This is a genomic window from Eleftheria terrae (genome assembly GCF_030419005.1).
Classification (GTDB): Bacteria; Pseudomonadota; Gammaproteobacteria; order Burkholderiales; family Burkholderiaceae_C; genus Caldimonas; species Caldimonas terrae.
On the sequence record NZ_CP106951.1, the window covers coordinates 1855540 to 1881209 of the forward strand.

At 66.6% G+C, this 25670-nt stretch carries 30 protein-coding genes; 26 read left to right on the top strand and 4 right to left on the bottom strand.

Annotation, left to right across the window (positions count from 1 at the left end; genetic code table 11):
- The first annotated feature begins 1 nt into the window (after position 1).
- From N7L95_RS08205 to N7L95_RS08255, 11 genes are all read left to right on the top strand, one after another.
- Positions 2-481, top strand: coding sequence for a DUF6511 domain-containing protein (locus N7L95_RS08205; protein WP_301259330.1), 480 nt, complete (start codon positions 2-4; stop codon positions 479-481).
- Positions 478-1212 (top strand): PD-(D/E)XK nuclease family protein, encoded by a 735-nt coding sequence (locus tag N7L95_RS08210; protein ID WP_301259331.1) that lies wholly within the window; start codon positions 478-480, stop codon positions 1210-1212. The genes N7L95_RS08205 and N7L95_RS08210 overlap by 4 nt, the downstream gene beginning before the upstream one ends.
- A complete protein-coding gene (locus tag N7L95_RS08215; protein ID WP_301259332.1) occupies positions 1209-1442 on the top strand; it encodes a DNA-binding protein in 234 nt (77 codons plus the stop codon). The genes N7L95_RS08210 and N7L95_RS08215 overlap by 4 nt, the downstream gene beginning before the upstream one ends.
- Positions 1435-3714, top strand: a complete 2280-nt coding sequence (locus N7L95_RS08220) for a phage/plasmid primase, P4 family (RefSeq protein WP_301259333.1) — start codon at positions 1435-1437, stop codon at positions 3712-3714. Before N7L95_RS08215 ends, N7L95_RS08220 begins: the two co-directional genes overlap by 8 nt.
- A 120-nt stretch (positions 3715-3834) precedes the next feature.
- The gene (locus tag N7L95_RS08225) at positions 3835-4308 is read left to right on the top strand and encodes a hypothetical protein (protein ID WP_301259334.1); all 474 of its coding nucleotides are present in this window, start codon (positions 3835-3837) and stop codon (positions 4306-4308) included.
- On the top strand, positions 4305-4850 hold the full coding sequence (locus N7L95_RS08230) for an antA/AntB antirepressor family protein (RefSeq protein WP_301259335.1): 546 nt from the start codon (positions 4305-4307) through the stop codon (positions 4848-4850). The genes N7L95_RS08225 and N7L95_RS08230 overlap by 4 nt, the downstream gene beginning before the upstream one ends.
- 11 nt (positions 4851-4861) lie before the next feature.
- A complete protein-coding gene (locus tag N7L95_RS08235; protein ID WP_301259336.1) occupies positions 4862-5071 on the top strand; it encodes a hypothetical protein in 210 nt (69 codons plus the stop codon).
- Positions 5064-5507, top strand: a complete 444-nt coding sequence (locus N7L95_RS08240) for a DUF6362 family protein (RefSeq protein WP_301259337.1) — start codon at positions 5064-5066, stop codon at positions 5505-5507. Before N7L95_RS08235 ends, N7L95_RS08240 begins: the two co-directional genes overlap by 8 nt.
- 631 nt (positions 5508-6138) lie before the next feature.
- Positions 6139-7398, top strand: coding sequence for a DNA modification methylase (locus N7L95_RS08245; RefSeq protein WP_301259338.1), 1260 nt, complete (start codon positions 6139-6141; stop codon positions 7396-7398).
- A 51-nt stretch (positions 7399-7449) separates the two neighbouring features.
- A complete protein-coding gene (locus N7L95_RS08250; RefSeq protein ID WP_301259339.1) occupies positions 7450-7800 on the top strand; it encodes a hypothetical protein in 351 nt (116 codons plus the stop codon).
- Positions 7787-8092: a hypothetical protein gene (locus tag N7L95_RS08255; protein ID WP_301259340.1), complete on the top strand. Its 306-nt coding sequence runs from the start codon at positions 7787-7789 to the stop codon at positions 8090-8092. Before N7L95_RS08250 ends, N7L95_RS08255 begins: the two co-directional genes overlap by 14 nt.
- Before the next feature lie 54 nt (positions 8093-8146).
- On the opposite strand, the gene N7L95_RS08260 is transcribed toward N7L95_RS08255, so the two are convergent.
- From N7L95_RS08260 to N7L95_RS08270, 3 genes are all read right to left on the bottom strand, one after another.
- Complete coding sequence (locus N7L95_RS08260) at positions 8147-8512, bottom strand: hypothetical protein (RefSeq protein ID WP_301259341.1); 366 nt, start codon at positions 8510-8512, stop codon at positions 8147-8149.
- Positions 8513-8609: 97 nt separating this feature from the next.
- Positions 8610-9146, bottom strand: a complete 537-nt coding sequence (locus tag N7L95_RS08265; protein WP_301259342.1) for a hypothetical protein — start codon at positions 9144-9146, stop codon at positions 8610-8612.
- The gene (locus tag N7L95_RS08270) at positions 9118-9690 is read right to left on the bottom strand and encodes a DUF3489 domain-containing protein (protein ID WP_301259343.1); all 573 of its coding nucleotides are present in this window, start codon (positions 9688-9690) and stop codon (positions 9118-9120) included. Before N7L95_RS08270 ends, N7L95_RS08265 begins: the two co-directional genes overlap by 29 nt.
- Positions 9691-9817: 127 nt before the next feature.
- Between N7L95_RS08270 and N7L95_RS08275 the strand changes: the two genes are divergently transcribed.
- The 8 genes from N7L95_RS08275 (at position 9818) to N7L95_RS08310 (ending at position 18475) form a co-directional block, all read left to right on the top strand.
- Entirely contained in the window at positions 9818-10339 is a 522-nt protein-coding gene (locus N7L95_RS08275; RefSeq protein WP_301259344.1) for an elements of external origin, read from the top strand.
- Entirely contained in the window at positions 10339-13419 is a 3081-nt protein-coding gene (locus tag N7L95_RS08280) for a terminase gpA endonuclease subunit (protein ID WP_301260100.1), read from the top strand. Before N7L95_RS08275 ends, N7L95_RS08280 begins: the two co-directional genes overlap by 1 nt.
- Positions 13420-13790: 371 nt before the next feature.
- Positions 13791-14000 carry a phage head-tail joining protein gene (locus tag N7L95_RS08285; RefSeq protein WP_301259345.1) on the top strand — a complete coding sequence of 70 codons (210 nt, stop codon included), beginning with the start codon at positions 13791-13793 and terminating at the stop codon, positions 13998-14000.
- Positions 14000-15475 carry a phage portal protein gene (locus N7L95_RS08290; protein WP_301259346.1) on the top strand — a complete coding sequence of 492 codons (1476 nt, stop codon included), beginning with the start codon at positions 14000-14002 and terminating at the stop codon, positions 15473-15475. The genes N7L95_RS08285 and N7L95_RS08290 overlap by 1 nt, the downstream gene beginning before the upstream one ends.
- A 1-nt stretch (position 15476) precedes the next feature.
- Entirely contained in the window at positions 15477-16730 is a 1254-nt protein-coding gene (locus N7L95_RS08295) for a S49 family peptidase (RefSeq protein WP_301259347.1), read from the top strand.
- Between the two features lie 3 nt (positions 16731-16733).
- Entirely contained in the window at positions 16734-17111 is a 378-nt protein-coding gene (locus N7L95_RS08300) for a head decoration protein (protein WP_301259348.1), read from the top strand.
- Positions 17112-17190: 79 nt separating this feature from the next.
- Entirely contained in the window at positions 17191-18192 is a 1002-nt protein-coding gene (locus N7L95_RS08305; RefSeq protein WP_301259349.1) for a major capsid protein, read from the top strand.
- A gap of 1 nt (position 18193) precedes the next feature.
- Entirely contained in the window at positions 18194-18475 is a 282-nt protein-coding gene (locus N7L95_RS08310) for a head-tail joining protein (RefSeq protein WP_301259350.1), read from the top strand.
- A gap of 31 nt (positions 18476-18506) precedes the next feature.
- Here the strand turns inward: N7L95_RS08310 and N7L95_RS08315 are convergent, their stop codons facing one another.
- Positions 18507-19208, bottom strand: coding sequence for a hypothetical protein (locus N7L95_RS08315; RefSeq protein ID WP_301259351.1), 702 nt, complete (start codon positions 19206-19208; stop codon positions 18507-18509).
- Positions 19209-19498: 290 nt separating this feature from the next.
- On the opposite strand from N7L95_RS08315, the gene N7L95_RS08320 reads away from it, so the two are divergent.
- The 7 genes from N7L95_RS08320 to N7L95_RS08350 are packed head-to-tail and all read left to right on the top strand — an operon-like array spanning position 19499 to position 25665.
- Positions 19499-19936 carry a hypothetical protein gene (locus N7L95_RS08320; RefSeq protein WP_301259352.1) on the top strand — a complete coding sequence of 146 codons (438 nt, stop codon included), beginning with the start codon at positions 19499-19501 and terminating at the stop codon, positions 19934-19936.
- On the top strand, positions 19908-20108 hold the full coding sequence (locus N7L95_RS08325) for a hypothetical protein (RefSeq protein WP_301259353.1): 201 nt from the start codon (positions 19908-19910) through the stop codon (positions 20106-20108). Before N7L95_RS08320 ends, N7L95_RS08325 begins: the two co-directional genes overlap by 29 nt.
- 2 nt (positions 20109-20110) lie before the next feature.
- Positions 20111-20863, top strand: coding sequence for a phage tail tube protein (locus tag N7L95_RS08330; protein ID WP_301259354.1), 753 nt, complete (start codon positions 20111-20113; stop codon positions 20861-20863).
- On the top strand, positions 20860-21261 hold the full coding sequence (locus N7L95_RS08335) for a DUF6631 family protein (RefSeq protein ID WP_301259355.1): 402 nt from the start codon (positions 20860-20862) through the stop codon (positions 21259-21261). Before N7L95_RS08330 ends, N7L95_RS08335 begins: the two co-directional genes overlap by 4 nt.
- Positions 21262-21311: 50 nt before the next feature.
- Positions 21312-21452, top strand: coding sequence for a hypothetical protein (locus N7L95_RS08340; RefSeq protein ID WP_301259356.1), 141 nt, complete (start codon positions 21312-21314; stop codon positions 21450-21452).
- Entirely contained in the window at positions 21449-22096 is a 648-nt protein-coding gene (locus tag N7L95_RS08345; protein WP_301259357.1) for a DUF6441 family protein, read from the top strand. Before N7L95_RS08340 ends, N7L95_RS08345 begins: the two co-directional genes overlap by 4 nt.
- Positions 22097-22116: 20 nt before the next feature.
- Positions 22117-25665, top strand: coding sequence for a tape measure protein (locus N7L95_RS08350; protein ID WP_301259358.1), 3549 nt, complete (start codon positions 22117-22119; stop codon positions 25663-25665).
- The last annotated feature ends 5 nt before the right edge of the window (positions 25666-25670 follow it).

Below are 25670 nucleotides of genomic sequence, written 5' to 3' on the forward strand. Positions count from 1 at the left end.
AATGAAATGCTGGGTGTGCTCAAGGGACGCCCGCGGCTTCGGCCATACCGACAACCGCTACGCGGTGGTCGATCCGCGGCGTTACCCGATCGATTGGGCGTTCTGCTCCAGCCGCTGTCAGGCGGCGTTCCATGCGCTGTATGGCAACTGGGTGGCGGTGCGCCGTGGGGAGATCGGGTCCGAGGAGGTCACCGTGGTTGATGCGTCCGAGATCGAACGGGCATCGATGCGTCGCTGCCTGCGCGCCTTCGGCGAAGCCGGCTCGGCCATCGGCTTCGACAAGCCGCTCGGGCAGTACACCGAAGCCGAGGCGCTGCAGGTGGTGGATGCCATCGTCACCTGCTACACCGAGGCGATGGTCGAGCACCACGAGGCGACCAAGTTCCCGCCGGTGCGCGGCATGGCGCCGGTCCCGGACCCGCTGGTTGTGCCGTTCGCCGACATGACCAGCGAAGCCCCCTGGGAGGAAGCAACCCGATGATGGACTTCAACCCGACAGCCCGCTTGGGCGAACGGGTGGAGGCGCTGATCGACGACGGCCTGCAACGGCGGGCCGCCGAGCAGTCCGCTCGCACCTACCTCGGCGCCTCGCGCGTCGGTGTGGCCTGCGAGCGGGCCCTGCAGTTCGAGTACGCGCAGGCTCCCGTGGACCTGGGGCGCGGCTTCACCGGCCGCCTGCTACGCATCTTCGAGCGCGGCCACCGGATGGAGGACTGCATGGCCGCCTGGCTGCGCGCCGCCGGCTTCGATCTGCGCACCTGCAAGGCGGACGGCGAGCAGTTCGGCTTCAGCGTCGCCGACGGGCGGCTGCAGGGACACGTCGACGGCGTGCTGCTCTCCGGCCCGGACGGGTTTGCCTGCCCGGCGCTGTGGGAGATGAAGTGCCTCGGCGCCAAAGGGTGGAAGGAGCTGCAGAAGCACGGCCTGGCCGTCGCCAAACCGGTCTACGCGGCCCAGGTCGCGCTGTACCAGGCGTACCTGCAACTGCACGAGCACCCGGCGCTGTTCACCGCGCTGAACGCCGATTCGATGGAGATCTACGCCGAGCTTGTGCCCTTCGATGCGGCGCTGGCACAGCGGATGTCGGACCGCGCTGCCCGGGTCATCCAGGCCACCGAGGCGGGCGAGCTGCTGCCCCGCGCCTTTGTCGATCCGACCCATTTCGAATGCCGGTTCTGCGCCTGGCAGGACCGCTGCAAATCACTGTCATGAACAAGAACCCATCACCTTTGACTGCTGAGGATCTGATGCTAGAGCGGCTGCTGACGGCCGACGAAACGGCCCACGCCCTGCGTTTGCCGTCCTCGCTCTTGAGCAACGCCGCCAAGCGCGAGCGCCTGCTCATCCCTCACTACTACATCAACAAGCTGGTCCGCTTCAAGCTCCGCGAGATGCTGGCGTGGCAAGCGCAACGCGCCCGGAAGGAGGCGCCCGATGCTTGATTTCAACGACTACGGTACCCCAGTGCATCACCAGCTCGACGCGCAGCGCGACGAGATCCGGGCCGCCTTGCTCGCCCGACTGGAGTCGGTGCTGGCCATCATGTTCCCTGCCGGGAAGAAGCGCGGCGGCAAGCTGCTGATCGGCGACGTGCTGGGCAGTCCCGGCGACAGCCTGGAGATCGTGCTGGAAGGCGAGAAGGCGGGTCTCTGGACCGACCGCGCCGACGGGTCGGGTGGCGACGTCTTCTCGATCATCGCTGCGCACTACGGCCTGGACGTGCAGCGCGATTTTCAGGCGGTGCTGCAGAAAGCCTGTGATCTGCTCGGTCGTGCACCGGTGCAGCCGACGGCCAAGCCGCCCCGCAAGCAGCCGGTCGACGAGTTGGGCCCGGCCACGGCACGGTGGGACTACCTTGACGCTGCAGGCCAACGGATCGCCAGCGTCTACCGCTACGATCCGCCGGGCGGCAAGAAGGAGTTTCGGCCCTGGGATGTGCGCCGCAAGAAGGCCACCGCCCCCAACCGGCGCCCGCTGTATAACCAACCCGGCATCTTGACTGCCGAACTGGTGGTGCTCACGGAAGGCGAGAAGTGTGCCGATACGCTGATCCGGCTCGGCATCTGCGCGACCACGGCGATGAACGGCGCCAACGCGCCCGTGGAGAAGACCGACTGGTCCCCGCTCGCTGGCAAGATCGTGCTGATCTGGCCCGACAAGGACAAGCCGGGCTGGCAGTACGCCGAGAACGCGGCGCAGGCCATCCTGCGGGCAGGCGCGACCTCGTGCGCCATCCTGTACCCCCCGGAGGACAAGCCGCAAGGGTGGGATGCGGCAGACGCGGTGGCTGAGCAGTTCGATATCCATGGCTTCCTGGCGGCGCGCCGGGGCATGCCGGTCAGCTTGCCGGCCGCTGCGCTTTCCGCACAAGAGGTGCTGCGCGAGGTGGAGTGGGCCACAGAAGACGGGCTGGCCACGGCATTCACCCGCCGCTACGCTGACGACTGGCGCTACTGTGCCGCGTGGGGCAAGTGGTTTGTCTGGACCGGCACGCGCTGGAATACCGACGAAGTGCAGTATGTGCTGCACCTCACCCGAGGGATCGGCCATTGCGCGTCCACCCTGGCGGATACGCCCCGGCTGCGCGGCCGGTTGGCCAGCGCGGCCACCTTCGCTGCGGTAGAGAAGATCGCGCGCTCGGACCCGCAGCATGCGTCCCGGGCCAGCGATTGGGACAACGACGTCTGGGCGCTGAACACGCCGGGTGGTGTCGTCCAACTGCGTGATGGCTCGATTCGCCCGCACAGCCGCAACAGCTGGATGACCAAGATCACGACCGCTCGCCCCGAGGGCGATTGCCCGACGTGGATGTCTTTCCTTGACGCGGTGACGGACGGGAATGCCGAGCTGCAGGCGTATCTGGCTCGGATGGTCGGCTACTGCCTGACCGGCTCCACGCAGGAGCAGGCCCTCTTCTTCCTGTACGGCAGGGGCGCCAATGGCAAGTCGGTGTTCATGAATGTGCTGACCACCATCCTCGGCGACTACGCCGCCAGTGCGCCCATGGACACCTTCATGGAAGCACGCGGCGATCGTCACCCCACCGAGTTGGCGGGATTGCGCGGTGCCCGCTTTGTCGCGTCCATCGAAACCGAACAGGGGCGCCGGTGGAACGAATCAAAGGTGAAGGCGATCACCGGCGGGGACAAGGTCTCTGCGCGCTTCATGCGCCAGGACTTCTTCGAGTACACACCGCACTTCAAGCTTGTCATTGCGGGCAACCACAAGCCGTCCATCCGAAATGTGGATGAAGCCATGAAGCGGCGGCTCCACCTCGTCCCCTTCACGGTCACGATCCCGCCCGAGAAGCGGGACGGCCGCCTCACCGAGAAGTTGCTGAGGGAGCGAGACGGCATCCTGGCCTGGGGGATCCGAGGCTGTCTCGCGTGGCAGCGGGAGGGTCTATCCGCGCCCGCCTGCGTCGTGGCGGCCACCGAGGAGTACTTCGAGGCCGAGGACGCCAGCGGGCAGTGGCTCGATGAACGGATCGTGCTCATGCCTGGTGCCAAGGTCGCTACCTCGGTGCTCTATGCCGACTGGCGGGACTGGGCGGAGCGAGCCGGCGAGTTCGTCGGCTCCATCAAGCGCTTCGCGGAAATGCTGAAGGCCCGCGGTTTCGAGCAGTCCCGCCTCAGCGGCGGCGTGCGGGCGTTCAAGGGCCTCAGTCTCAAGCCGAGGCAGCACGGGCACCACAGATTCAACCCCGAGGACTGACCCGCACGTGACGTTTGGTGATGGCCTTTCCTATTTATCTCTACGGCCGCGCAGGCGTAAGAAAAATACCGGAAGGGGTTCACCAATCGTCACGCAGTCCCGCAATCATCGGAACACGAGATGACGAACATGGCGATTCTTGCCCTGGACCTGGGCACACTCACTGGCTGGGCACTGCGCCAGCAGGACGGCACGACCACCAGCGGCACACAGCAATTCAAGCCGCAACGTTTCGAAGGCGGCGGGATGCGCTTCCTGCGCTTCAAGCGCTGGCTCACGGAGCTTCGCGCTGCTGTGGGCGACATCGGAGCGGTGTACTTCGAGGAAGTGCGTCGGCACACCGGGGTCGATGCGGCGCACATCTACGGCGGCCTCATGGCTCACCTGACGGCCTGGTGCGAACAGCACCAAGTCCCGTACCAGGGCGTGCCCGTGGGGACCATTAAACGGCACGTAGCAGGCCGCGGCAACGCGGGCAAGGGGGAGGTGGCTGCTGCGGTGAAAAAACGGGGCTACGGGCCTTTGGACGATAACGAGGCCGACGCACTTGCGCTGTTGCTGTGGGCCATCGACACGGAAGGAGACGCCGAGTGAACGACAAAGCAGTGATTCCAGTGCTGTCGGGTCGCATCCATGGAACCACGGTGCCCCTGGTCAACGCCCGGCGTCTGCACGAGTTCTTGGAGTCCTCGCAGGACTACACGACTTGGATCAAGGGGCGCATCCGCAAGTACGGCTTTGAGGAAGGTGTCGACTACTTGCTCCACAAGTTTGTGGAGCAAGTCCCACACCAGGGAGGCTGGCGCACGGTACATCGATCGGAGGTGCACCTCACGCTGGACATGGCCAAGGAGTTGGCGATGGTAGAGCGAACACCGCGCGGTCGGGACGCACGGCGCTACTTCATCGAATGCGAGCGGCGCCTTCGGCAGGAGCAGTCCTCGCCCGTTGCGCCGACGGCGCTCAGCCGCGGACAGCGGCAGGCGATCAATCGGAGAGCTTGGGCGGATGTCGCTGGCGAGGCCTATGCAGCTTTTCATGCAAGGCGGGAGGGGTTGATCCGAGAGGCGGCTGCGCAGCCCGTGGCGCGGCCGGCATACCTGCCGCTTAGCCATCGCCCGAAGTGGGCTCGGTGAGGAGGGAAGCTATGAAGATCGACACGTACCGGTATCGTTGCCCCCTGGGCAAGCTGCAGCCGCAGACCACCGACCTGGATGCGGTCAAGGAACACGGCTGGCGAGACCAACGCATTCTCGTCGTGAACGAGGCCGACGAGCGTCTGGACTTTGTCGAGCGCGAGATGGTCCGCCGCATCGGCGAGCGGCTCTACGGCAAGGGAGGCAAGCGCCATGGCTGAGCAGTGGACCGTTGAGGCGGTGGCCACGCGCTTCGCCGATGCTGCAGAGACCTCGCGACGGCTGCCCGCCGTTCGGGTGCAGGGCTACCTCAGCACCTGGCCGCGCGTTGTCCGGGAGCAGTGGGAAGCACTGGGCCGCAGGGATGAGGCACCGGTGCGCTTCCCACCCAGTCCGCAGGACATCGAGCGCCTGCTGCAGGCCATGCAGTGGGTGCAGTGGCTTGAGGTGGAGCAGCGGCACCTGGTGTGGATGCGGGCCCAGCGCTACGGCTGGCAGGAGATCGGCAAGCGCCTGGGCTGCGAGCGGACCACGGCCTGGCGTCGGTGGATGGTGGCCCTCCAGGTCGTGGCCGACCGGCTCAACCAGCAGGCCACAGATGCCAGCGCTCCTTTGCGCTCCTTTGCGCACCCTGGTGCTCCTGAAATGCGGCTATAGCTCCCATGCGCGCCCTCAAGCGCTACTTGAGGTCTGCAACACTTTGGCCGTTTTTGGGTACATTTTTGGGTACGGTGGCGCAGGGACCAGCAGTAGGGAGTGATCTCCCGGAGCGGAAAGCAGACCTTGGTAGCCAGAGTTACTTTGCGCTCCCGTCTGCGGTGCCAGGAGTGCCGGCGCTCCCACCTGCGGTGTGGCCGGCGTCTCGGAGTGCAAGACGGCCGGCGTCGTTCTCGGTACAGTTCGAACTGCGACTGCAAAAGGACCTGCTGTAGAGCGGCGTGATCCACCTCGGATCGCTGTCGGCCTGCTGTTCAACAGCCCACAGGACAGTTTGTGGGTCCTTCTTTCTGGGTACCAATGCGGGCGGAAACCGCGCGACGCTTGAATAGCGTCCGGGTGCAAACCCGGTTGGCACAGTTGGCACTCACGCGCCTCCCGCGCGCTACTATCGATTTCGTCCTTCCTTTCCTTGCTCCGACCGGCCGTTCACCACGGCCTTCAGCGGCCCGACGCCAGTGTGATATTGGCCGGGCCGTCTTCTTTCCTCCTGCTCCCACTGAAGCCGCCACACGGCGCCCACAAGCCGTCACAACCTCTTCGGGGTGGGCCGTCCGTCACCCGACCGCAAATGCCATCGCACAGCTTCTCTCCTCCGCTCAAGCTCGAACACTGGCCTACGAGCAAGCTCATCGCGTATGCCCGGAATCCGAGAAAAAATGACCACGCGGTCGACCAAATGGCGTCCGTCATCGCGGAGTTTGGGTTTCGTTTGCCTGTGGTGGCCCGCAGCACTGGCGAACTCGTTGACGGGCACCTTCGCCTAAAGGCCGCGATCAAGCTCGGGCTGGAGCAGATCCCAGTGGTACTGGCCGATGAGCTGACCGACGCACAGATTCGTGCTTTTCGCTTGCTTGCGAACCGGTCGGCGACCTGGGCGGAGTGGGACGACGAGCTCCTCCAATTTGAAATGGCCGAGCTGAACGAGGCGGATTTCGACCTGTCGCTCACCGGCTTCGACGCCGATGAGGTGGCGGACATCCTGTCCGAGGATGAGGTGGAGCAGGAAGGGCAGACGAACGATGACGCTGTTCCGGAGCAGGAGGCGCGTCCAATCTCCCGCCCGGGTGATGTTTGGCTGATGGGGAAGCACCGCCTGGTCTGCGGCGATGCAACCAGCGCCGAGGTGTATCAGCTGCTGCTGGGCGATGGCCAGGTTGACATGGTGTTCACGGACCCGCCGTTCAACGTTGCGTACGGGGATAACGCAATGTTCCGAAAGCGCACTACGGCCCGTCCGATCCTGAACGATGCCCTTGGCGCAGGCTTCCAGCAATTCCTCACCGACGCCCTGTCGCTGATGGTCCCGCGCTGTCGCGGCGCGATGTACATCGCCATGTCCTCCAGCGAGCTCGACGCGCTGCAGGCCGCCTTCCGAGAGGCAGGCGGTCACTGGTCCACATTCATCATCTGGGCGAAGAACCGCTTCTCGCTCGGCACCGCGGACTACCAGCGCCAGTTCGAACCGATCCTCTACGGCTGGCCGAGGGGCGCCAAACGTCACTGGTGCGGGGACCGCGACCAGAGCGACGTCTGGCAGATCGATCGACGAGCAAAGAACGACCTGCACCCCACGATGAAGCCGGTCGAGCTGGTGGAACGGGCGATCCGCAACTCGAGCAGGCCGGGTGACGTTGTCCTCGACCCATTTGCTGGCTCGGGAACGACCCTGATCGCCGCTGAGAAAACTGGCAGGGTTGCGCGGGTGATGGAACTGGATGCCAAGTACGCCGACGTGGTTATCCGCCGCTGGCAGGAGTGGACAGAGCAAAGTGCTGTTCGTGAGTCAGATCAGCAGCCATTTGATGCACTGGCTGCCGTCTCTGTTTGAGCGCGGGCGCTTCATGCGGTTGGATCGCAGCGATCGCAATACGAAGAATGAATGATCGTGCCCGACCTGTCTCAGCAGATCGCCCAACTAACGCGTATCGATCAGAACATCGAGCGGGCACAGGCCCGAATTGCGGAGCTGGAGGACACAGCGAGGACCATTCCGCAGGGGCACGTCGAGGAGGCGAACAGCAAGACGCTTCTGGCCGCCCTGCGTGCAGCGCGGCTCGTTCTCGAAGAACCGCGCCGATCCATCATCGCGTCCGGGGCGTTGTGTAGACCGACGGGCGCCGCTACGGCCGGCGGGCACGGATGCCCGGGCGTACAACCGCTGGTGCGCGCTCCGGTACGGCATCGGTACGGGTCAACGGTTATGGAAAGGACTTGTCATGGCAACCCTTGAGCAAGAACTTGAGCACCTGGCAGACGCGGACCGCGACATTGCGAAGGCCGAGCTGCACATTGCAGAACTGGAGCAGACAGCCCGTCGTCTTGCCGAAACGGGTGGGGACGCGACCTTGACTCATCAACTGCTGGCAACCATGCGCGAGTCGGTCGCGACCTTCCGGGAGCAGCGTCGCTTGATTGCCGAAACTATCGACGACATGAGGGCTGGCAAGCGTCTGGAGATCGAGGACGCCGCCGCCCGGTTCCCGCCGGGTGACCCGACATCGTTCCCGCCCGCCTCGCCTTGAGCAAGGCAGGCCGCGTGCGTTGAGCAGGCAATCGGCCGGCCGATGCCAACGGCACTACTCAACGCGCTCCTCCTCGAACGCTGCCGCAACAACGAAGCCGGTCAAATAACTGATGCCACGCGGGATGCCGGTGCGGGTGGAGGTTTGCGCACTCACCCGCCACGACTGCCAGCGGTTCACCGCCGCTGCGACTGCGGCGGCCAAGTCGAGGCCGGTATGGTGGAAGTTGAGGACATCATCCGCAAACTGTCGTCCGTACCGGCTGTCGAGAAAGGCCCGAACCGACTCAAGCCGTTCGCCGGTCGCTTCGGCGATTCGCGTCATTGCTTCGGGCCAAGCGGCCGACGCTCGCTGGCCCATGGTGCCGATGAAACCCGAAGCCTCGTCGTTTGTGCCGGGTAAGCCGTAGTTGGGGTGCATGCTGTTTTTCTCCCGATGGGTGCGTGCGATGACCTTATTCACGCTCCGAGCAGGCCGGAAGCCAAGGGGTCTTGGCCTCCAACCTGATACCGATTGATCAACCGAGCCGTGCCACGTAGCGAGCGTAGTCCGCGCCCTCGAAGTTCACATACAGGACCGGGCGGTCGGGTGCGACCAGCTCGACGCACACCCAGGCGTTCCAGATCAGGCCGCCCTCGCGGGTCACCCATTCCCTGCGACGCATGAGATCGCCGGTGAACTCGTCGTATTCCTCAGCGGTCAGGTGCCGCGTCGAGGTAACGAAGATGCGCTGCGGCTCGCCGCCGCCCACGTCCTCAAGCGTCTGGGGCTTGCGCGTGAAGGGCAGCCGGATACCCAGTTCGTGCACCGCCACCTCTCTTCCGCACATGAACACCGTGCGTGGGGTGCGGGAGATGCGGATCGTTAGCTCTTGCAGGGAAACGTGCGTGTCCATGATTCTTCTTTTCCTTGGCGTCATCGAATTGATGCGGGTTGATTCAAAGCCGCCGTGCAGGGTGACGGCGTTCGGCTGCCGGCAGGTGGCCGATGACTCCCGCCAGGGCCGCGTTGAGCGGCCCTTCGCTTCAGGCAGCCAGAACTTCAGTCGTCTCACTCGCACCCGCTTCAACGATGCGGTAGACGCGCTTGCCGCCGTCTTCCTTAGCGGAGACCACCTGAAGGCCGAGGCGCTTGCGGAAGGTGCCGGAGAAGGTGCCGCGCACGGTGTGCGGCAGCCAGCCGGTCAGCGCCTGGATCTCTGCCACCGTGGCGCCGCTGGGGCGGCGCAGCAAGGCAATGACCTGCGCTTGCTTGCTGCCATCACGCGATGTGCGCGCTTTGCGCTCGGGTGCCGGTCGAGCGTCGGCCCAGCTGGCTTCGGCGGCCGCCACGTCCGCCTCCAGCGAGCTGTCCCCATCGAGCGCCGCTTCTTCTTGCGGCGCGGGTCGCTCTTGGCCGATGACCTGATAGCCCGCGTCGGTGACGGCGTGGCGATCCCCTTCCTGGTAGGCCCAGCCGCGGGCCACCAGGCCTTGCAGCACCTTCGCGCGGGCGCCACCCTTGACGCTGGCGGGGAACCACTCGATGCGGCCTTCGTTGTGCTCGGCCGCGTGGGTCAGGGTCTCGCGCTGGGTGGCGGTCAGGGTCGTTGCGTTCATGTTGTTCATCCTTTTGGGTTGGTTGGCGGTCGCTGTGCGACGCCGCTATGAACGCTCTTCTCGGGCCACGCAGCAACGGAAGAGTTGATGCGAGTTGATTCCGCAGGCCCAGTCCTGCCTGAGCACGATGGGACTTTCAATCCGGGCCTATGCGCGCCACCGCGGCGTCAGCGACACGGCGGTCCACAAGGCGATCCGCGCGGGCCGCATCACACCGCAGCCGGACGGCACCATCGATGCGGAGAAGGCGGACGCCGAGTGGGCGCAGAACACGGAGGAGCCGCGCGTCGGCACGCGGCAGCAAGCCCCTCGGGTGCAAAGCGACCTGGTGGAGCGCGGCGCTGCGTCAGCGGGTGGTACCTCGCTGCTGCAGGCCCGCACCGTCAACGAGGTCGTCAAAGCGCAGGCCAACAAGGTCCGGCTGGCCCGCCTCAAGGGCGAGCTGGTGGACCGCTCGCAGGCACTGGCCCACGTTTTCAAGCTGGCGCGTGCGGAGCGCGATGCCTGGCTCAACTGGCCCGGCCGGGTCTCGTCCGAGCTGGCGGCCCGGCTCGGCGTGGACCCGCACGAGATGCACGTGGCGCTGGAGCGCGCCGTGCGCGAGCAACTGCAAGAGCTGGGCGAGGTCGAGCCACGGCTGGACGGATGATGGACTTCAACTACGAAGGGGCGGTCGAGATCGAACGTGCCTGGCGGCAGGGCTTGACGCCGGATCCACTGCTGACGGTCTCCGAATGGGCTGACCAACACCGGGTGCTGTCCAGCAAGGCATCCGCGGAGCCCGGACGCTGGCGCACCGCCCGCACGCCCTACCTGCGGGAGATCCTCGACTGCCTCTCGCCGACGTCACCCGTGGAACGCGTGGTGTTCATGAAGGGCGCACAGGTCGGTGCCCCGCTGGCGCTCGATACGCCGATTCCCACTCCCGAAGGGTGGAGCACGATGGGTCAGCTGAGCCCCGGCGACTATGTCCTCGGGGCCGATGGCTGGCCCTGCAAAGTCACGGGCGCCTCGCCAGTGCTCGAAGACCAGCCCTGCTATTGCATCCTCTTCGAGGACGGTCAGACCGTCGTCTGTGATGCAGCGCATCTCTGGCGCGTGTGGGACTTCACCAATGATGTTCCGCAGGAACGCACGCTGCGAACGGAGCAAATGGTCGGGCGTGTGATGTTGGGCCGGAGCAAGCGGTTTCGGTTTGCCGTGGACTTGTGCAAGGCGGTGGAGTTGCCCCGCGAACCGTTGCTGATCGATCCCTACGTGCTGGGTGTCTGGTTGGGCGACGGCAGCAGCACGATGAATCACATCAGCGTGCATGAAGACGATGAGGAGATCGCGCAGCACTTGAACGCCTGCGGCGTCAATGCCATATTCCGCCTGCCCACCTGGCGCAAGGGGCGCTGCGCCAATGTGATCATCGACCCGACGTACCGGGCCATCGGCGAGGATCAATTGCCCCTGGCTGGCAGCGGTCGCTCCCGTTTCATGACACATCTGCGGCTGCTGGACTTGCTGGACAACAAGCACATCCCGCAGGCCTACTTGCGCGCTGGGCGCCAGCAGCGCCTGGCCTTGGTGCAGGGCTTGATGGATACCGACGGCACCATCAGCGCCGACGGTAAGACATGTACCTTCTCCAACGTCGATCGCAACTTGATCGATGGACTCGTCGAGCTGCTGCGCAGCCTGGGCTACAAACCCAGCGTGTCCAGCCGACCGGGCAGGCTGCATCGAATCCGCGAGCAAGGCTGGACGGCCAGCCAGGAGCATTGGCGGGTCACCTGGACCGCCTATGCAGAAGAGCCGATGTTTCGGCTCTCGCGCAAGCTTGCCCGCATGCGTTCGATCGACAAGGGGCTGCCCGCCAGGAGCCGGCGCCGACGTATCGTCGATATCCAGCCGGTGGCCTCGGTACCGGTGCGCTGTATCGCCGTGGACTCGTCCGATCACCTGTTCCTGTGCGGCAAGGGCTGGATTCCTACCCACAACACCGAGGCGGGCAGTAATTGGATTGGCTACGTGATCCATCACTCGCCGGGTCCCATGATGGCCGTCTGGCCGACCGTAGAGATGGCCAAGCGCAACTCCAAGCAGCGCATCGATCCGCTGGTGGAGGAGTCACCGGTGTTGGCCGAGCTGATCGCGCCGGCCCGCAGCCGGGACGCGGGCAACACCATCTTGTCCAAGGAGTTCCGCGGCGGCGTGCTGGTGATGACCGGGGCCAACAGCGCGGTGGGCCTGCGTTCGATGCCGGTGCGCTACCTGTTCCTGGATGAGGTGGACGGCTATCCGCTGGACGTGGAGGGCGAAGGAGATGCCATCTCGCTGGCCGAGGCCCGCACTCGCACCTTCGCGCGGCGCAAGATCTTCATCGTCAGCACGCCGACGATTGCCGGAGCCTCGACCATCGAGCGCGAGTACGAAGCGTCGGACCAACGTCGCTACCTCGTGCCGTGCCCGCACTGCGGCCACAGCCAGTGGCTGCGCTTCGAGCGACTGCGCTGGGAGCGGGAGCGGCCGCACACCGTCGCCTACATCTGCGAGGACTGCGAAGCGCCCATCCCTGAGCACCACAAGACGCGGATGCTGGAGCGCGGGCAGTGGCGGGCGACGGTGACGGGTGGCTCGCGGCGGACGGCCGGCTTCCACTTGTCATCGCTGTACAGTCCGATCGGCTGGCGCTCCTGGCGCGACATTGCTGCCGCCTGGGAGAGCGCCACCGCCAAGGAATCCCGCTCGTCGGCGGCCATCAAGACCTTCAAGAACACGGAGCTGGGCGAGACGTGGACCGAGGACGGCGAGGCGCCCGACTGGCAGCGCCTGCTAGAGCGGCGCGAGAGCTACCGCCCGGGATCGATCCCCTGGGGCGGCCTGCTGCTGGTGGCGGGGGCCGACATCCAGAAGGACCGCATCGAGGTGTCGGTCTGGGCCTGGGGCCGGGGCAAGGAATCCTGGTTGATCGAGCACCGCGTGCTGATGGGCGACACCGGGCGAGCCGATGTGTGGCGCCAGCTCGGCGCGCTGCTGAACGAAACCTGGGCCCACGAGAGTGGGGTGCAGATGCCGCTGGCCAAGCTGGCCGTGGACACCGGCTTTCAGACGCAGGAGGCCTATGCGTTCGTGCGCGCCTGCCACGACGTCCGGGTGATGGCGGTCAAGGGGGTGCCGACTGGTGCCGCACTGATCGGGACACCGACCGCGGTGGATGTCACGGCGGCTGGCCGCCGGCTGCGGCGCGGCATCAAGGTCTTTGCGGTGGCAGTGGGCCTCGCCAAGCAGGAGCTGTACAGCAACCTGCGAAAGGCGCCGAACGTCGATCCGAGCACTGGGGAGATCGCTTATCCGCCCGGCTACGTCCACTTGCCCGCCATGGACGCCGAGTACCTGCAGCAGCTGTGCGCCGAGCAACTGGTCACCCGGCGAGACCGCAACGGCTTCCCGGTGCGGGAGTGGCAGAAGATGCGCGAGAGGAACGAGGCCCTGGATATCGCGGTCTACGCCCGAGCTGCTGCGGCGGCGTGCGGCTTGGACCGTTTCGAAGAACGCCATTGGCGGGAGCTGGAGCGACCGTTCGAGGGCGGGCGGTCCCTGCCACCGCAGTTTTCGCCAAAGCCCGAACCTTCCCAGCTGTTCGCCGCTTCTGCGCCTGACGCCGTTGCGGCCACGGCCTTCGACTCCTCAGCGCGCAGAAACACCAGGCGGGTGGTTAAGAGTCGATGGCTCTCGTCCTAGCCGTTGGGGATTCAGCGGTCGTAGAGGTAATACCTCGTGACTGGTGGTGGTAGAGCTCCTTGCGGAAGGCGTTCAGCTGAGAAAGGCTGTTCATGATCCCAGCCAGATCGCGATGCGAAGCCCTCAGGTGAGCCCCAGCGCTCTGCGCGGCAAGGATGAACTTCAACCGGCTAGTGAGGCGCAGCTCGCCCATCACGATCATCTTCTCCAGCTGATCCGCCATTGATCGTGGAGCTGGCTCCGTGCCTGCTGTCATCGCTGACCTCCGTCTCAAGGATATGACTCGAATCTAGTCCGCGATGAAGTCGAGCGCCACAAATCATTGCGCTCGCCTGTCACTTCTTCTCCATCTTCTACCCACCGCTATGTCTATGGCTTACTCCGAGGAGGATTTACGACGCGTACAAGCGGCCCTGGCCAAAGGCGAGCGCCGCGTTAGCTTCGGCGACAAGACCGTCGAGTACCGCGACGTCGCCGAGTTGCAGACGGCCTTGCGAGAGGTCAAGCGCGACCTGGCCGCCCAAGGGGTGACGGCCCGCCCGCCCCGGCAGATCCGCGTCACCACCAGCAAGGGCACCTGATGGGCTGGTTCGCCAAACTCAGGCGTGGCCTGTTCGGTGCAACGCCCACCTACGACGGTGTCGGCGGTGGCCGCCGAGCTGTCGCCTGGCAGGTCGGCAACCCAGGCGCTGTGGCGGCGCTGGCGTTCACTCAGAACGAGCTGCGCGCCAAGAGCCGTGACCTGGTGCGCCGCAACGCATGGGCGGCGGCCGGCACCGAGGCGTTTGTGGCTGCCGCGATCGGCACCGGCATCAAGCCGCAGTCGCTGGTGCTGGATATCCCGCAGCGCGAGATGATCCAGGCGCTGTGGCGCGACTGGTGCGAGGACGCAGATGCTGGCGGCCTCACCGACTTCTACGGCCTGCAGTCGCTGGCCTGCCGGGCGATGCTGGAGGGCGGCGAGGCGCTGGTCCGCCTGCGCTACCGCCGGCCGGAGGACCGCCTGCCGGTGGCTCTGCAGATCCAGGTGCTGGAGCCGGAACACCTGCCGGCCACGATGAACCTGGAGCTGCTATCGGGCAACGTGGTGCGGGCTGGAATGGAGTTTGATCGGCTGGGCCGGCGCGTGGCCTATCACCTCTACCGCTCGCACCCGAACGATGGCGCCTTGGCGCCGATGTCGGGCGTCGGCGGCATGGAGACGGTGCGCATCCCGGCCAGTGAAGTGATCCACCTCTTTCGTCCGCTGCGGCCGGGCCAGATCCGCGGCGAGCCCTGGCTCGCCCGCGCCCTCGTGAAGCTCCACGAGCTGGATCAGTACGACGACGCCGAGTTGGTGCGCAAGAAGACGGCGGCCATGTTCGCCGGATTCATCACCCGGGGTGCTCCCGAGGACAACCTGATGGGCGAAGGCGGGCCGGATGCCCACGGCGCGGCGCTCGCCGGCCTGGAGCCCGGCACCCTGCAGTTCCTGGAGCCAGGCGAGGACATCCGCTTCTCCGCCCCTGCGGACGTGGGCAGCAGCTACGCCGATTTCATGCGGCAGCAGTTCCGCGCCGTAGCCGCCGCGATGGGCATCACCTACGAGATGTTGACGGGTGACCTGACGCAAGTGAACTACTCCTCCATCCGCGCCGGGCTGCTGGAGTTCCGCCGTCGCTGCGAAGCGCTGCAGCACGGCGTGATCGTGCACCAGCTGTGCCGGCCGATCTGGCGGGCCTGGATGGCCCAGGCGGTGCTGGAAGGGGCGCTGGAGCTGCCCGGCTACACGCGGCGCCGCCGACAGTACCAGGCGGTGAAGTGGATCCCGCAAGGCTGGCAGTGGGTGGACCCGAAGAAGGAGTTCGACGCGATGAACACCGCGATCCGCTCCGGTCTGCTCTCACGCTCCGAGGCGATCTCTGCGTCGGGCTACGACGCCGAGGACGTTGACCGGGAGATTGCGGCCGACAACGAACGCGCCGACGCGTTAGGGCTGGTTTTCGACTCCGACCCGCGGCACGACCGGCCTGCGGCGGCGACACCGGCACCCGCCGTCCATGAACAGGACCTCTGACATGTCACTCCCCTACCTGGCGTCCCGGCTGTACGGGACGCCGCTGCTGATCACCCGATCCAAGCTGGACGTCATCCTGGCGGTGCTGGGATCGCGCCTGGGATGGCCCAGCGCCGAGGCGCAGCCGGCGCTGCCGGTGCCCCGGACAGCGGCCAGCCCGACCGCCCCCGGCATTGCCTTGATCCCGATTCACGGCACCCTGGTGCGCCGGTCGATGGGTCTGGAGGCGGCCTCCGGCTTGACGTCCTATGCCGAGATTGGCGCCCGCCTGGACGCTGCGCTGGCCGACCCCGAAGTCAAAGGCATCCTGCTGGACATCGACTCGCCCGGCGGTGAAGCTGGTGGCGTGTTCGAGCTGGCTCAGCGCATCCGCACGGCCAGCCGGAGCAAGCCGGTCTGGGCACACGCCAACGATGCGGCCTACTCGGCGGCCTACGCCATCGCCGCAGCGGCCAGCCGGTTGACGCTGTCGCAGACAGCTGGGATTGGCTCCATCGGCGTCATTGCGCTGCACGTGGACCAGTCCGCCAAGGATCTGCAGGACGGATTGGCGTACCGCGCGGTCTACGCCGGCCACCACAAGAACGACTTCAGCCCGCACCAGCCGCTGACGCCCGAGGCCGCCTCTGCCTTGCAGACCGAGGTCGATCGCCTCTACGCGATCTTCGTCGGCTCCGTGGCGCAAATGCGCGGGTTGAGCCAAGACGCCGTGCGGGCGACCGAGGCGCGGCTGCTGTTCGGCCATGGCGGTGTTGACGCTGGCCTGGCCGATGCCGTGCTGAGCCTGGAAGACGTGCAGGCCGAGTTCGCTGCTCGCCTCGCGGGTCCAACCGTTCTCCTGCCTTCCCCCGCCGCGGTGACGCCGCGGCCTACTTCGCCTTCTCCTTCTTCCTCACCCACGGAGCACACGATGCACTCCAACGACCTCATGAACCCGCCGGCTGACGCGGTGCCGCCCGCCACTGCTGCTCTGTCGTCGGTAGCTGCTCCGGTGCCTGCCGCAGCAGCGGCCTATCGCAACGAGGCGCATGCCATTGCCGAGCTGTGTCTGATCGCTGGCGCACCGGAGCGCACCGCCGAATTCCTCGGTGCCGGCATGACGCAGGACCAGGTGCGTCGGGTGCTGCTCGACGCGCGCGCCAGCCAGCCGGAGATCAGCTCGCGCATCACGGCCGGCGCCGGCACGAGCGCAGTGGCCGCGCCGGAATCCAGCCCGCTGATGTCAGCCGTCAAGAAACTGATCTCTCGGAGCTGAACCGTGCCCGTGCTCCGCGAACCCAACAACCTGGGCGACCTGCTGAAGTACGAGGCTCCGAACCTGTACTCGCGCGAGACCGCCACCGTGGCCGCCGGCCAGAAACTCGTGCTCGGCGCCGTCGTCGGCCGGGAGACGGCCACCGGCAAGATCAAGGCGCTGGCCCCTGCCGCCAAGGACGGCACCGAGGCGGCGGAGGCCGTGCTCGCCTTCGACATCGATGCGTCGCAGGGCGAGCGGGCCGATGCGGTTCTGATCGTGCGCCACGCCGTCTTTGCCCGCGCCGCGCTGGTATGGCCGGCCGGTATCACGCCGGAGCAGCGCTCCGCGGCCATCGCCCAGCTTGCGGTGCGCGGGCTGGCGGTCCGCGACAGCGCGTGAGCGCCTCGCTACCGACGTCTTCCCCTCATCCGACCCGCCCGGCGCCACGCGCCCGGCGGGTCTTCTTTTGTGCCATCGCATGCAGAACCCCTTCAACAACCCGGCGTTCTCCACCGCCGCTCTGACGGCGGCCATCAACATCCTGCCCAACCGCTACGGCCGGCTGGAGTCGCTCAACCTGATGCCCATCAAGTCGGTGCGGCTGCGCCAGATCCTGATCGAGGAGCGCAACGGCGTGCTCAACCTGCTGCCGACGCGACCGCCCGGGGCGCCAGGCACGGTCGGCACCCGCGGCAAGCGGGGTATCCGGTCCTTTGTGGTGCCGCACATCCCGCACGACGACGTGGTGCTGCCTGAGGAGGTCCAAGGGATCCGGGCGTTCGGCAGCGAAACCGAGCTCGAATCGATCGCGGGCGTCATGGCCGGCCACCTGGAGACCATGCGCAACAAGCACGCCATCACGCTGGAGCACCTGCGCATGGGGGCCCTCAAGGGCGTCATCCTCGACGCCGACGGCTCGGTGCTCTATGACCTCTACCGCGAGTTCGACATCCAGCCCAAGACGATCAGCTTTGGGCTGGAGAACGAGAAGACCAACGTCAAGGCCAAGTGCATCGAGGTGCTGGCCCACATCGAGGAGAACCTGCGGGGCGAGTTCATGACGGGCGTGCACTGCCTGTGCTCGCCGGAGTTCTTCGCCGCCCTGACGGGCCACGCCACGGTGATCAAGGCCTACGAACGCTGGCAGGACGGCGCGGTCCTCATCAACGATGTGCGCCAGGGCTTCCGCTACGGCTCCATCCTGTTCGAGGAATACCGCGGCCAGGCCAGCGACGAACACGGCAACACCCGGCGCTTCATTGGCGCCGGAGAGGCGCAGGCTTTCCCCATCGGAACGATCAGCACTTTTGCTACCTATGTTGCGCCGGCCGATTTCAATGAGACGGTCAACACGCCGGGCCAGCCGCTGTACGCCAAGCAGGAGCCGCGCAAGTTCGATCGGGGCACCGATCTGCACACGCAGAGCAACCCGCTGCCGATGTGCCACCGGCCGGCCCTGCTGGTGAAGCTGAAGGCCTGACGTGCGGGTCGAAGACCTGTACGACGCCGCCGCGCGATCCGGACTGCTCACGAAGGTGGTCGTGGACGGACACCCGGTGCACACCGAGTTCCGATCGCCCGACAACACGGTGCTCGACGGCCTAGCCGTGTCCGCAGACTACGCCATCCGTTACCCCGCCTCCTGGCTCCCGGACCTTGCTCCTGGGCAGACAATTTATATCGAAGGCGTGGCCTACCGAGTACGGGACAAGCAAGCAATCGGCGACGGCACCGAGCGAAGGGCCACCCTCTCACGACTATGAACGCAGGGCCCAGTGCGCTGTGCCATCTCCTCTACTGAGACGTGCTTTCCTCCTTGGAGCGCTTCGAGGAGGATCCCCTAGCTTGGGTACAGCTGATGAGATCGAGGAAGCCGCCGAGCTTTGCAGCTGCTTGCTGGTTGCACACAGGGGTGGAAACATACAGCAGCAGATAGTCAGTGAAGCCGCTCATCACCAACGCCTCGAACACTTTCTGCGCCTTTCCGTCACTGGCTGCCCGTTCGAGGATCTTCTTTATCAGCAGAATCAGATCATTCACGGTCGCAGTCAGAGTTTTTAGTATAAGTACGTGAGATGGATTCTCCTTTCGGAGAGCCTGCACATGAACCCGGCCGCCGTCTGATTTCTGATTGGCGTCCCTTAGACGTGCTACCACGCACTGGATCTCCGCGATCAAGTGAACGCAAGCAACCGGAAGCTGGATATTGTGGGTGACCGCGGGCGCCTTCGGTGGCTTCGTCAGAATCTGCCGGTACTGAGACATCCACTCGATTAAGTAGAGCTGGGTGCCCTCCAAAACATCGAGGGGGACACTGTGGGCCTGATTCTCAGACTCCCTGCGCTTCACGGACATGGCGTGCGCTTCCTGCGCCTTCACTATGGCAGCGAGGTCCATCGAGCGGCCGTCTCGTCGCGCAGAGAAGTATTCCTCCTTGAGCACATTTGGGTCGTCGTCAGGTATCTCTTTTTTCAGCTCCGTAAGAAATAGCGGCATGACGGCCTCCGGCGTGTTGCGCAATTCGTCCAGAACGCATTCTTATATTCGCACACGCCGCCTGGTGAGCCCTAACCTTAGGTGGCTCGCACCGGCAGCATTCGCTTGAAAAAATCCGCTTCACTGCCTATGGGCCCTGTTGCAGCGACGCTGCTCCACACCAGCGGGTCAGTCCCCCTCGAACGAGACCGTGATCATCTTCGTGGACGAGTTCTTGGCTTCGCCCGGGCTCAAACACTGTCCTCGACCTTCTAGGTCCTCTCGCTCACACATCGCCGCCTCTCTGAAGCATGACCTCCGTCCGCGAGCGCCTTCTGCGGGCGGTCCTGGAGCGCCTCCGCGCGGCTGTCGCGCCGTCGACGGTGCTGCGCTCACCGACGACACCCGTGCACCGTGACAGCAGCGCCGCGCTGCTGCTGTTCCCCGAAACCGACGCCGTCACCGGCCACGCCAACGCCCTCATCGACCGCGCCCTGACGTTCCGCCTAGTCGCCGTCGCCCGGGGCAGTCCCGACATCGACAGCGCCTTCGACGTGGCCGACCAGCTTGTCGTTGCCGCCCACGCCGCCCTGTTCGCCGATGCCAATCTCGGCGGGCTCGCCATCGCCCTGCGCGAGCTCGACAGCGAGTGGGACGCCGAGGACGCGGATGCCGGCGCCGTCGCGATGCCGGCCCGCTACGAAATCCGCTACCGAACCCATGCCCACGACCTCACCCGATCCGGTTGACCGCCGCCGCTTGCGCGAGCTGCGGCCGGCCGCCGACCTGCGGCACCGCCGCCACCGCCTCCCGAACCCGAAGGAGCTTGACCGGCGCCGCCTGCTGGCACTGGGTCTCACCCAGGCCGCCGAAGCCCTGGCCGCGACTCCCTCGTCTCCCTACCACCTCGACAGCAATTGACCATGCCCTATTTCTCCGGCCAAGGCCGCGTCTACATCGGCGCCCGCGATACCGCGGGCCGCCCCTTGGGTCTTGCCTACGTCGGCAACGTCCCCGAACTCAAGGTATCGCTGTCGGTGGAGACCCTGGAGCACCAGGAGTCCTCCAGCGGCCAGCGCCTCACCGACCTGCAGCTGATCAAGACCAAGAAGGGCGAGTTCTCCTGCACGCTGGAGGAGCTGGTGCCGGTCAATCTGGCCCTGGGCCTGTACGGCACGACCACGCAGCAAGCCGCGGGCAGCGTGACGGCCGAGGCCCTGCCCAGTCCCGTCACGCCCGGCAGCCTCTACCTGCTGTCCAAGCAGAACGTGTCCTCGGTAGTGGTCAAGGATTCGTCTTCCACGCCGAAGACGCTGCCCACTGCGCAGTACAGCGTCAACACCAAGCACGGCTCACTGGTGGTCAATGACAAGACCGCCGGTGGCCCCTATGTCGAGCCGTTCAAGGTCGACTATGCCTATGGGGCTGCGCAGGTGACCTCGATGTTCACCCAGCCGCTTCCGGAGCGCTGGGTGCGCTTCGAGGGACTGAACACGGCCGATGGCAATGCGGAGGTCGTCATCGACCTGTACCGAGTCGCGATTAACCCGGCCAAAGAGCTGTCGATGATCACCGACGAGCTGCTGAAGTTCGAGCTGTCGGGCCAGGTGCTGGCCGACACCCTCAAGCCGGCCGCCGGGGAGCTGGGCATGTTCGGCCGGTTGATCCTGCTATGAGCGAGAGCAGAACCACCATGGACCTGGACATCATCTCGCCGCTGGCGGTGACGGTGGACATCGCCGGCGAGCGCCTGGAGATCCGCCCCTTGGTGCTGGGCGAGCTGCCCGCCGTGCTGAAGGCCGTCCGGCGTTTTGCGTCGCAACTGGCCGCGGAGCCGGATTGGTTGGCGCTGCTGTGCGAGCACGGGGAGGCGCTGCTACAGACACTCAGCCTGGCGGCACGCCGGCCGCGGGAGTGGATCGACCGCCTCGCTCTCGACGAGGCGCTGGTCCTGGCCGGCGCGGTGTTCGAGGTGAACGCCGATTTTTTCGTGCGGCGGGTGGCGCCGCGCATCGGCCAGGTGGCACAGGCCATCGGCGGCCGCTTGGCTGGGCCGACGCCATCGCACGGCTGATCAGGGGTGGCCACCGGTATGCCGAGATCCTGGGCTACACCGTGGCCCAGGTGAACGCCTTCCTGGCGGCCGATGCCCGGCTGGAGCACGAGCGGCTCGCCGCACAGCTCACTGTCACTGCGGTGGCTGCCCAGGGCAGCCGGGACGCCATTCAACAGCTGCAGCGGGAGCTGCAGAAGTACAGCGCATGAAACTGCAACTCGCCGCTGGCGGCCTGCTGAGGCCGGGCGGTTTCGACGCATGGCAGGAGGACTTTCGGCGTTCCCTCCGAACCGACGTGGCTAAGGCCATGCGGGAGACCGGTAAGGAGATTGCCGAGACCGTCCGGTCCGAGATGCGGGCCAGCTTCAAGACTGCCAAGCCATCCTTCCTGAAGTCCATGCGCTCCAAGGTCTTCGACAGCAAGCCGGACCGCTTGCCCGCGCTTTACATCGGCTCCAAGGTCCCCTGGCTTGGCCTCCACGAGCAGGGTGGCTCCATCCAGGGCCGCATGTTGATCCCGCTGCTGCCGCAACACCAGCGCTTGGGCCGCAAGGCATTTGCCCGCGTGGTGCGCGACCTGATGGACGCCGGCAACGCGTTTTTCGTCCAGAGGGATGGGCGCACGATCCTGATGGCGGAGAACCTCTCTGCCAACAGCCGGGCGCTCACCCGCTTTCGGCGCGCCGAGCGGGAACGCAGCGGCGTCAAGAGGCTGAAGCGGGGACAGGAGATCCCGATCGCTGTGTTCGTGCGGCAAGTTCGCCTGCGGCGCCGCTTCGACCTGACGCGCACGGTGAGCCGCGACTTGCGCCGCTTGGTCGCGGCCACCGAGAAGGCCTCGACCCCAACCTGATTTCCTTCCAAGGAAATGTCATGGCTCAAAACCGAGCGCAGATCCTGATCACCGCCGTCGACGACACGCGGCGGGCGTTTCAGACCATACAGTCCAGCCTGGTGCAGCTGCGCGAGCAAGCCGCGCAGGTGGGAGACTCACTGCGAGACGTGGGGGCGGGCATCGGCGCCGGAGCCGGCGTGCGAGACCTGCAGGCGGCAGCCGCGCAATACGACGCGCTGCAAGGCCGGCTCCAGCGGGCAGCAACCTTCCAGGACGCCTCCCGTGCCGACGCGCCGCCGCCGGATGTCGCGGGGCGCGACCAGACCGTTCTCACCGAGACGGCAGCACTGCACGCGCGGCTGACAGCGGCAGCGCGCAACGCTGCCCGGTCGCAGGGCGAAGTGGTGTCCGCGACGGCCGGTATCGGCCAGGCTGCTGCACAGTCGGCCCGTGCCTTGCAGCCGCTGCAGGCCGGGATGGCGCGCCTGCGAGCAGAAGCCGGCCAGCTCGGCTCGGCTCTCGGGCAAATGGGAGCGGCCCTCGGCATTGGTGCAGGCGTGCGGGAGCTGACGGGGGCGGCCGACCAGTACAAGGGGTTGCAGGCTCGCCTGAAGCTGGCGGTGACCTCCCAAGAGGAGTTCAACCATGCCGAGGAAGAGCTGTTCGAGATGGCGCAGCGCAATCGGGCGCCGTGGGCGGAAACGGTGTCGCTGTACACCAAGCTCGCACCGACCCTGCAGGCCCTGGGCCGGTCCCAGTCGGAGGCGCTGGACACGACCAACGCTGTCGGACAGGCCATGGCGTTGTCTGGCAGCTCCGCAGAAGGTGCCTCAGCCGCGCTGATGCAGCTGGGCCAGGCCCTGGGCAGCGGCACGCTGCGCGGCGACGAGTTCAACTCAGTCATGGACCAGGCCCCGCGGCTGGCGACCGCCATTGCCGCCGGCCTGGGTGTCCCGAAAGACGCGCTGCGCCAACTGGCAGAACAGGGCAAGTTGACCTCTGCCGCAGTCATCGATGCCCTGCTCAAGCAGCGGGGCCGGCTCGCTGAGGAGTACGGCAGCCTGCCGGACACGGTGTCGGGGGCGTTGACCCGCCTGCAGAACGCCTTCCTGCGGGCCTTTGGCAGCCGCGACAGCGCGAGCGGCTGGACCGCTGGGCTGGCGCAAGGGATCCAGCTGCTGGCCCAGCACATCGGCGGTCTGCTGACACTGGTGGGCATCGGGTTGATGGCGGCGTTCGGGCGGCTGGTGACCTCGATGGTCGCCAGCACGGCGGCGGCCCGCGGCGAGGCAATCGCCCGCCTCAGCCAACTGCGGGGGCTGGAGGCGGAGGCCATTGCTCGCATGCGGGTCACCGCAGCTGCCCTCGCCCAGGCGCGGGCGCAAGGCGCCACCTCAGTCGCACTCGCCACGGACTCGGTCCAGGCCCGTAAACAGGCTGGCGCGGCCAGCGCAGCCGTAGCGCAAGCGGCAGCATCGACCGGTCTGCTCGGCCGGGCTGCGGCGGCGCTGCGGGGCGCCTTCGCGCTCCTGGGCGGTCCCATTGGTATGGTGGTGACGGCGGTCGGCCTGCTTGGCTCTACCTTGTACACCGCCCGGGACGCAGTGGTCGAGTTCGGCGGCAAGACCGCCTCGATCCGGCAGATCGCCGCCGCCGCCTGGTCGCTGGTGACCGAGAAGGTGCAGGCGGCCTGGGGCGCCTTGGTGGAGTTGGTCCGCATCAACGACCGCAGCTGGGCGCGTCTGCGCGACACCGTCAACGGTGGCCTCACCCGCCTCGGCACCGGACTGCGGGCGCTGGTGAACACGGGAATCGGCGCCTTCACGGCGATCGGCTCGGTGGCGGCCAGGACAGCGGAATTTCTGGTCGAGCGTTTCAGAACCGCGTTCTCGGACATCGGAGCGCTGACCCGCGCCTTGAAGCAGGACATCGCGGCGGCCTTCGATGGCGATTTCTCCATGAGCGCGATGAAGGGCGAAATCGACCGCAACCTGCAGCAGATGCAGAGCTTCGGCGACGAACTCGCCGGCAAGGTACGGGAGGCCTTCGACCGCGACTACGTCGGCGAGGCAGCCCACGCCATTGCGGCCCACATCCGACCGGATCCCAAGAAGAAGGACACCTTCGCGGATCCACCGCAGAAAGGCCCACCCCCGCCGCCGAGCGCAGCCGCCCGGCAAGCGTTGCTGAAGGCGCAGGCGGACGCCGCGTTCCAGTTGCTCAAGGACAGCCTCGAGCGGGAACAGCGGGCGCTGGACCGGGCACTGGAGGACCGCACGATTTCGATCCGCGGCTATCACGAACGCAAGGCGCGGCTGGAGCAGCAGGAGATTGACGCGGCGATCAACCGCACCAGGCACTCCATCGCCGAACAGCAACGCGCGGTCAAGGCAGCGGAGAAGCCGGACGATCGCGCCAAGGCGCAGGCCGAGCTGGTCAAGACCAACGCCGACCTGGCGGTGCTGCTGCGCAAGCGAGGCGACGTCGCTGTGGCCGCAGCCCGCGCCACGGCGACGGCAGAACGCGAGCTGAGGGAGGAGCTCACCAAGGTGCGAGAGGAACTGCTAGACCTCACACAGACCAGCACGGCGCAGGACCGGCGTGCGGCGATCGAGGAGCAGTACCGCAAGCTGATGGAGCGGCTGCGCGCTGAGAGCGACAGCGACGGCATGGTAACCCTGGGCCGCCTCATCAACGTCAAAGCGGCGTCTGCCGACCTGACCACCTATGAACGCGAATTCGACACCACCCTGGCCCGCATGCGCGCGAGCGAGCAGTCCATCGACCTGCAGCGCCAGGCCGGCCTGCTGACCGAATCCCAGGCGAAGCGGCAAATCCTGGCACTGCACCGGGAGACCGGCACCGCGCTCGATGCCCTGCTGCCCAAACTCGAAACCACCGCCGCGGCCATCGGCCCGGAGGCAGTCGCCCGGGTGCAAGCATGGAAAAACGAGATCGCTCAAGTGAAGCTCGCGGTCGATGAAGTGGCGGTGGCCATCGACGGCAGCATCCGGGACGGCTTCGGGCAGCTGTTCGAGGACATCGGCCTTGGTGCGAAAACCGCCAAGGAGGCCTTCGGCGACTTCGCGCGCTCGGTGCTGGCGACCATCCAGCGGATCGCCTCCCAGAAACTCGCGGAGTCGCTGTTCGCCAGTTTGCCCAAAGGAAGCGGCGGGGCGTCGGGCTTTGCCGGGTTCATCTCCTCGCTCCTCAAGGGCTACGCCTCGGGCGGCTACGTCACAGGCCCCGGCACCTCGACGAGCGATTCCATTCCGGCGCGTCTGTCTGCCGGGGAGTTTGTCGTGAATGCGGCAGCGGTGCGCCGAGTGGGCGTGGCCTTCCTGCAGTCGATCAATGGCGTGGCGCAGGGACCGGCCTTCAAGGGGCCGGCACTTGCCTTTGCGGCCGGCGGCCTGGTTCCGGACGTCCAGCCTCGTCAGCAAGCGCCGACCGCTCAGGGCGTGCGCATCGTCAACCTGATCGACCCCGCGATGGCGGCCGACTACCTCAACTCGTCCGCAGGCGAGAAAACCATCCTCAACATCCTGCAGCGCAACGCCGGTGCGGTGCGGCAGGTCCTGACCTGAAAGAA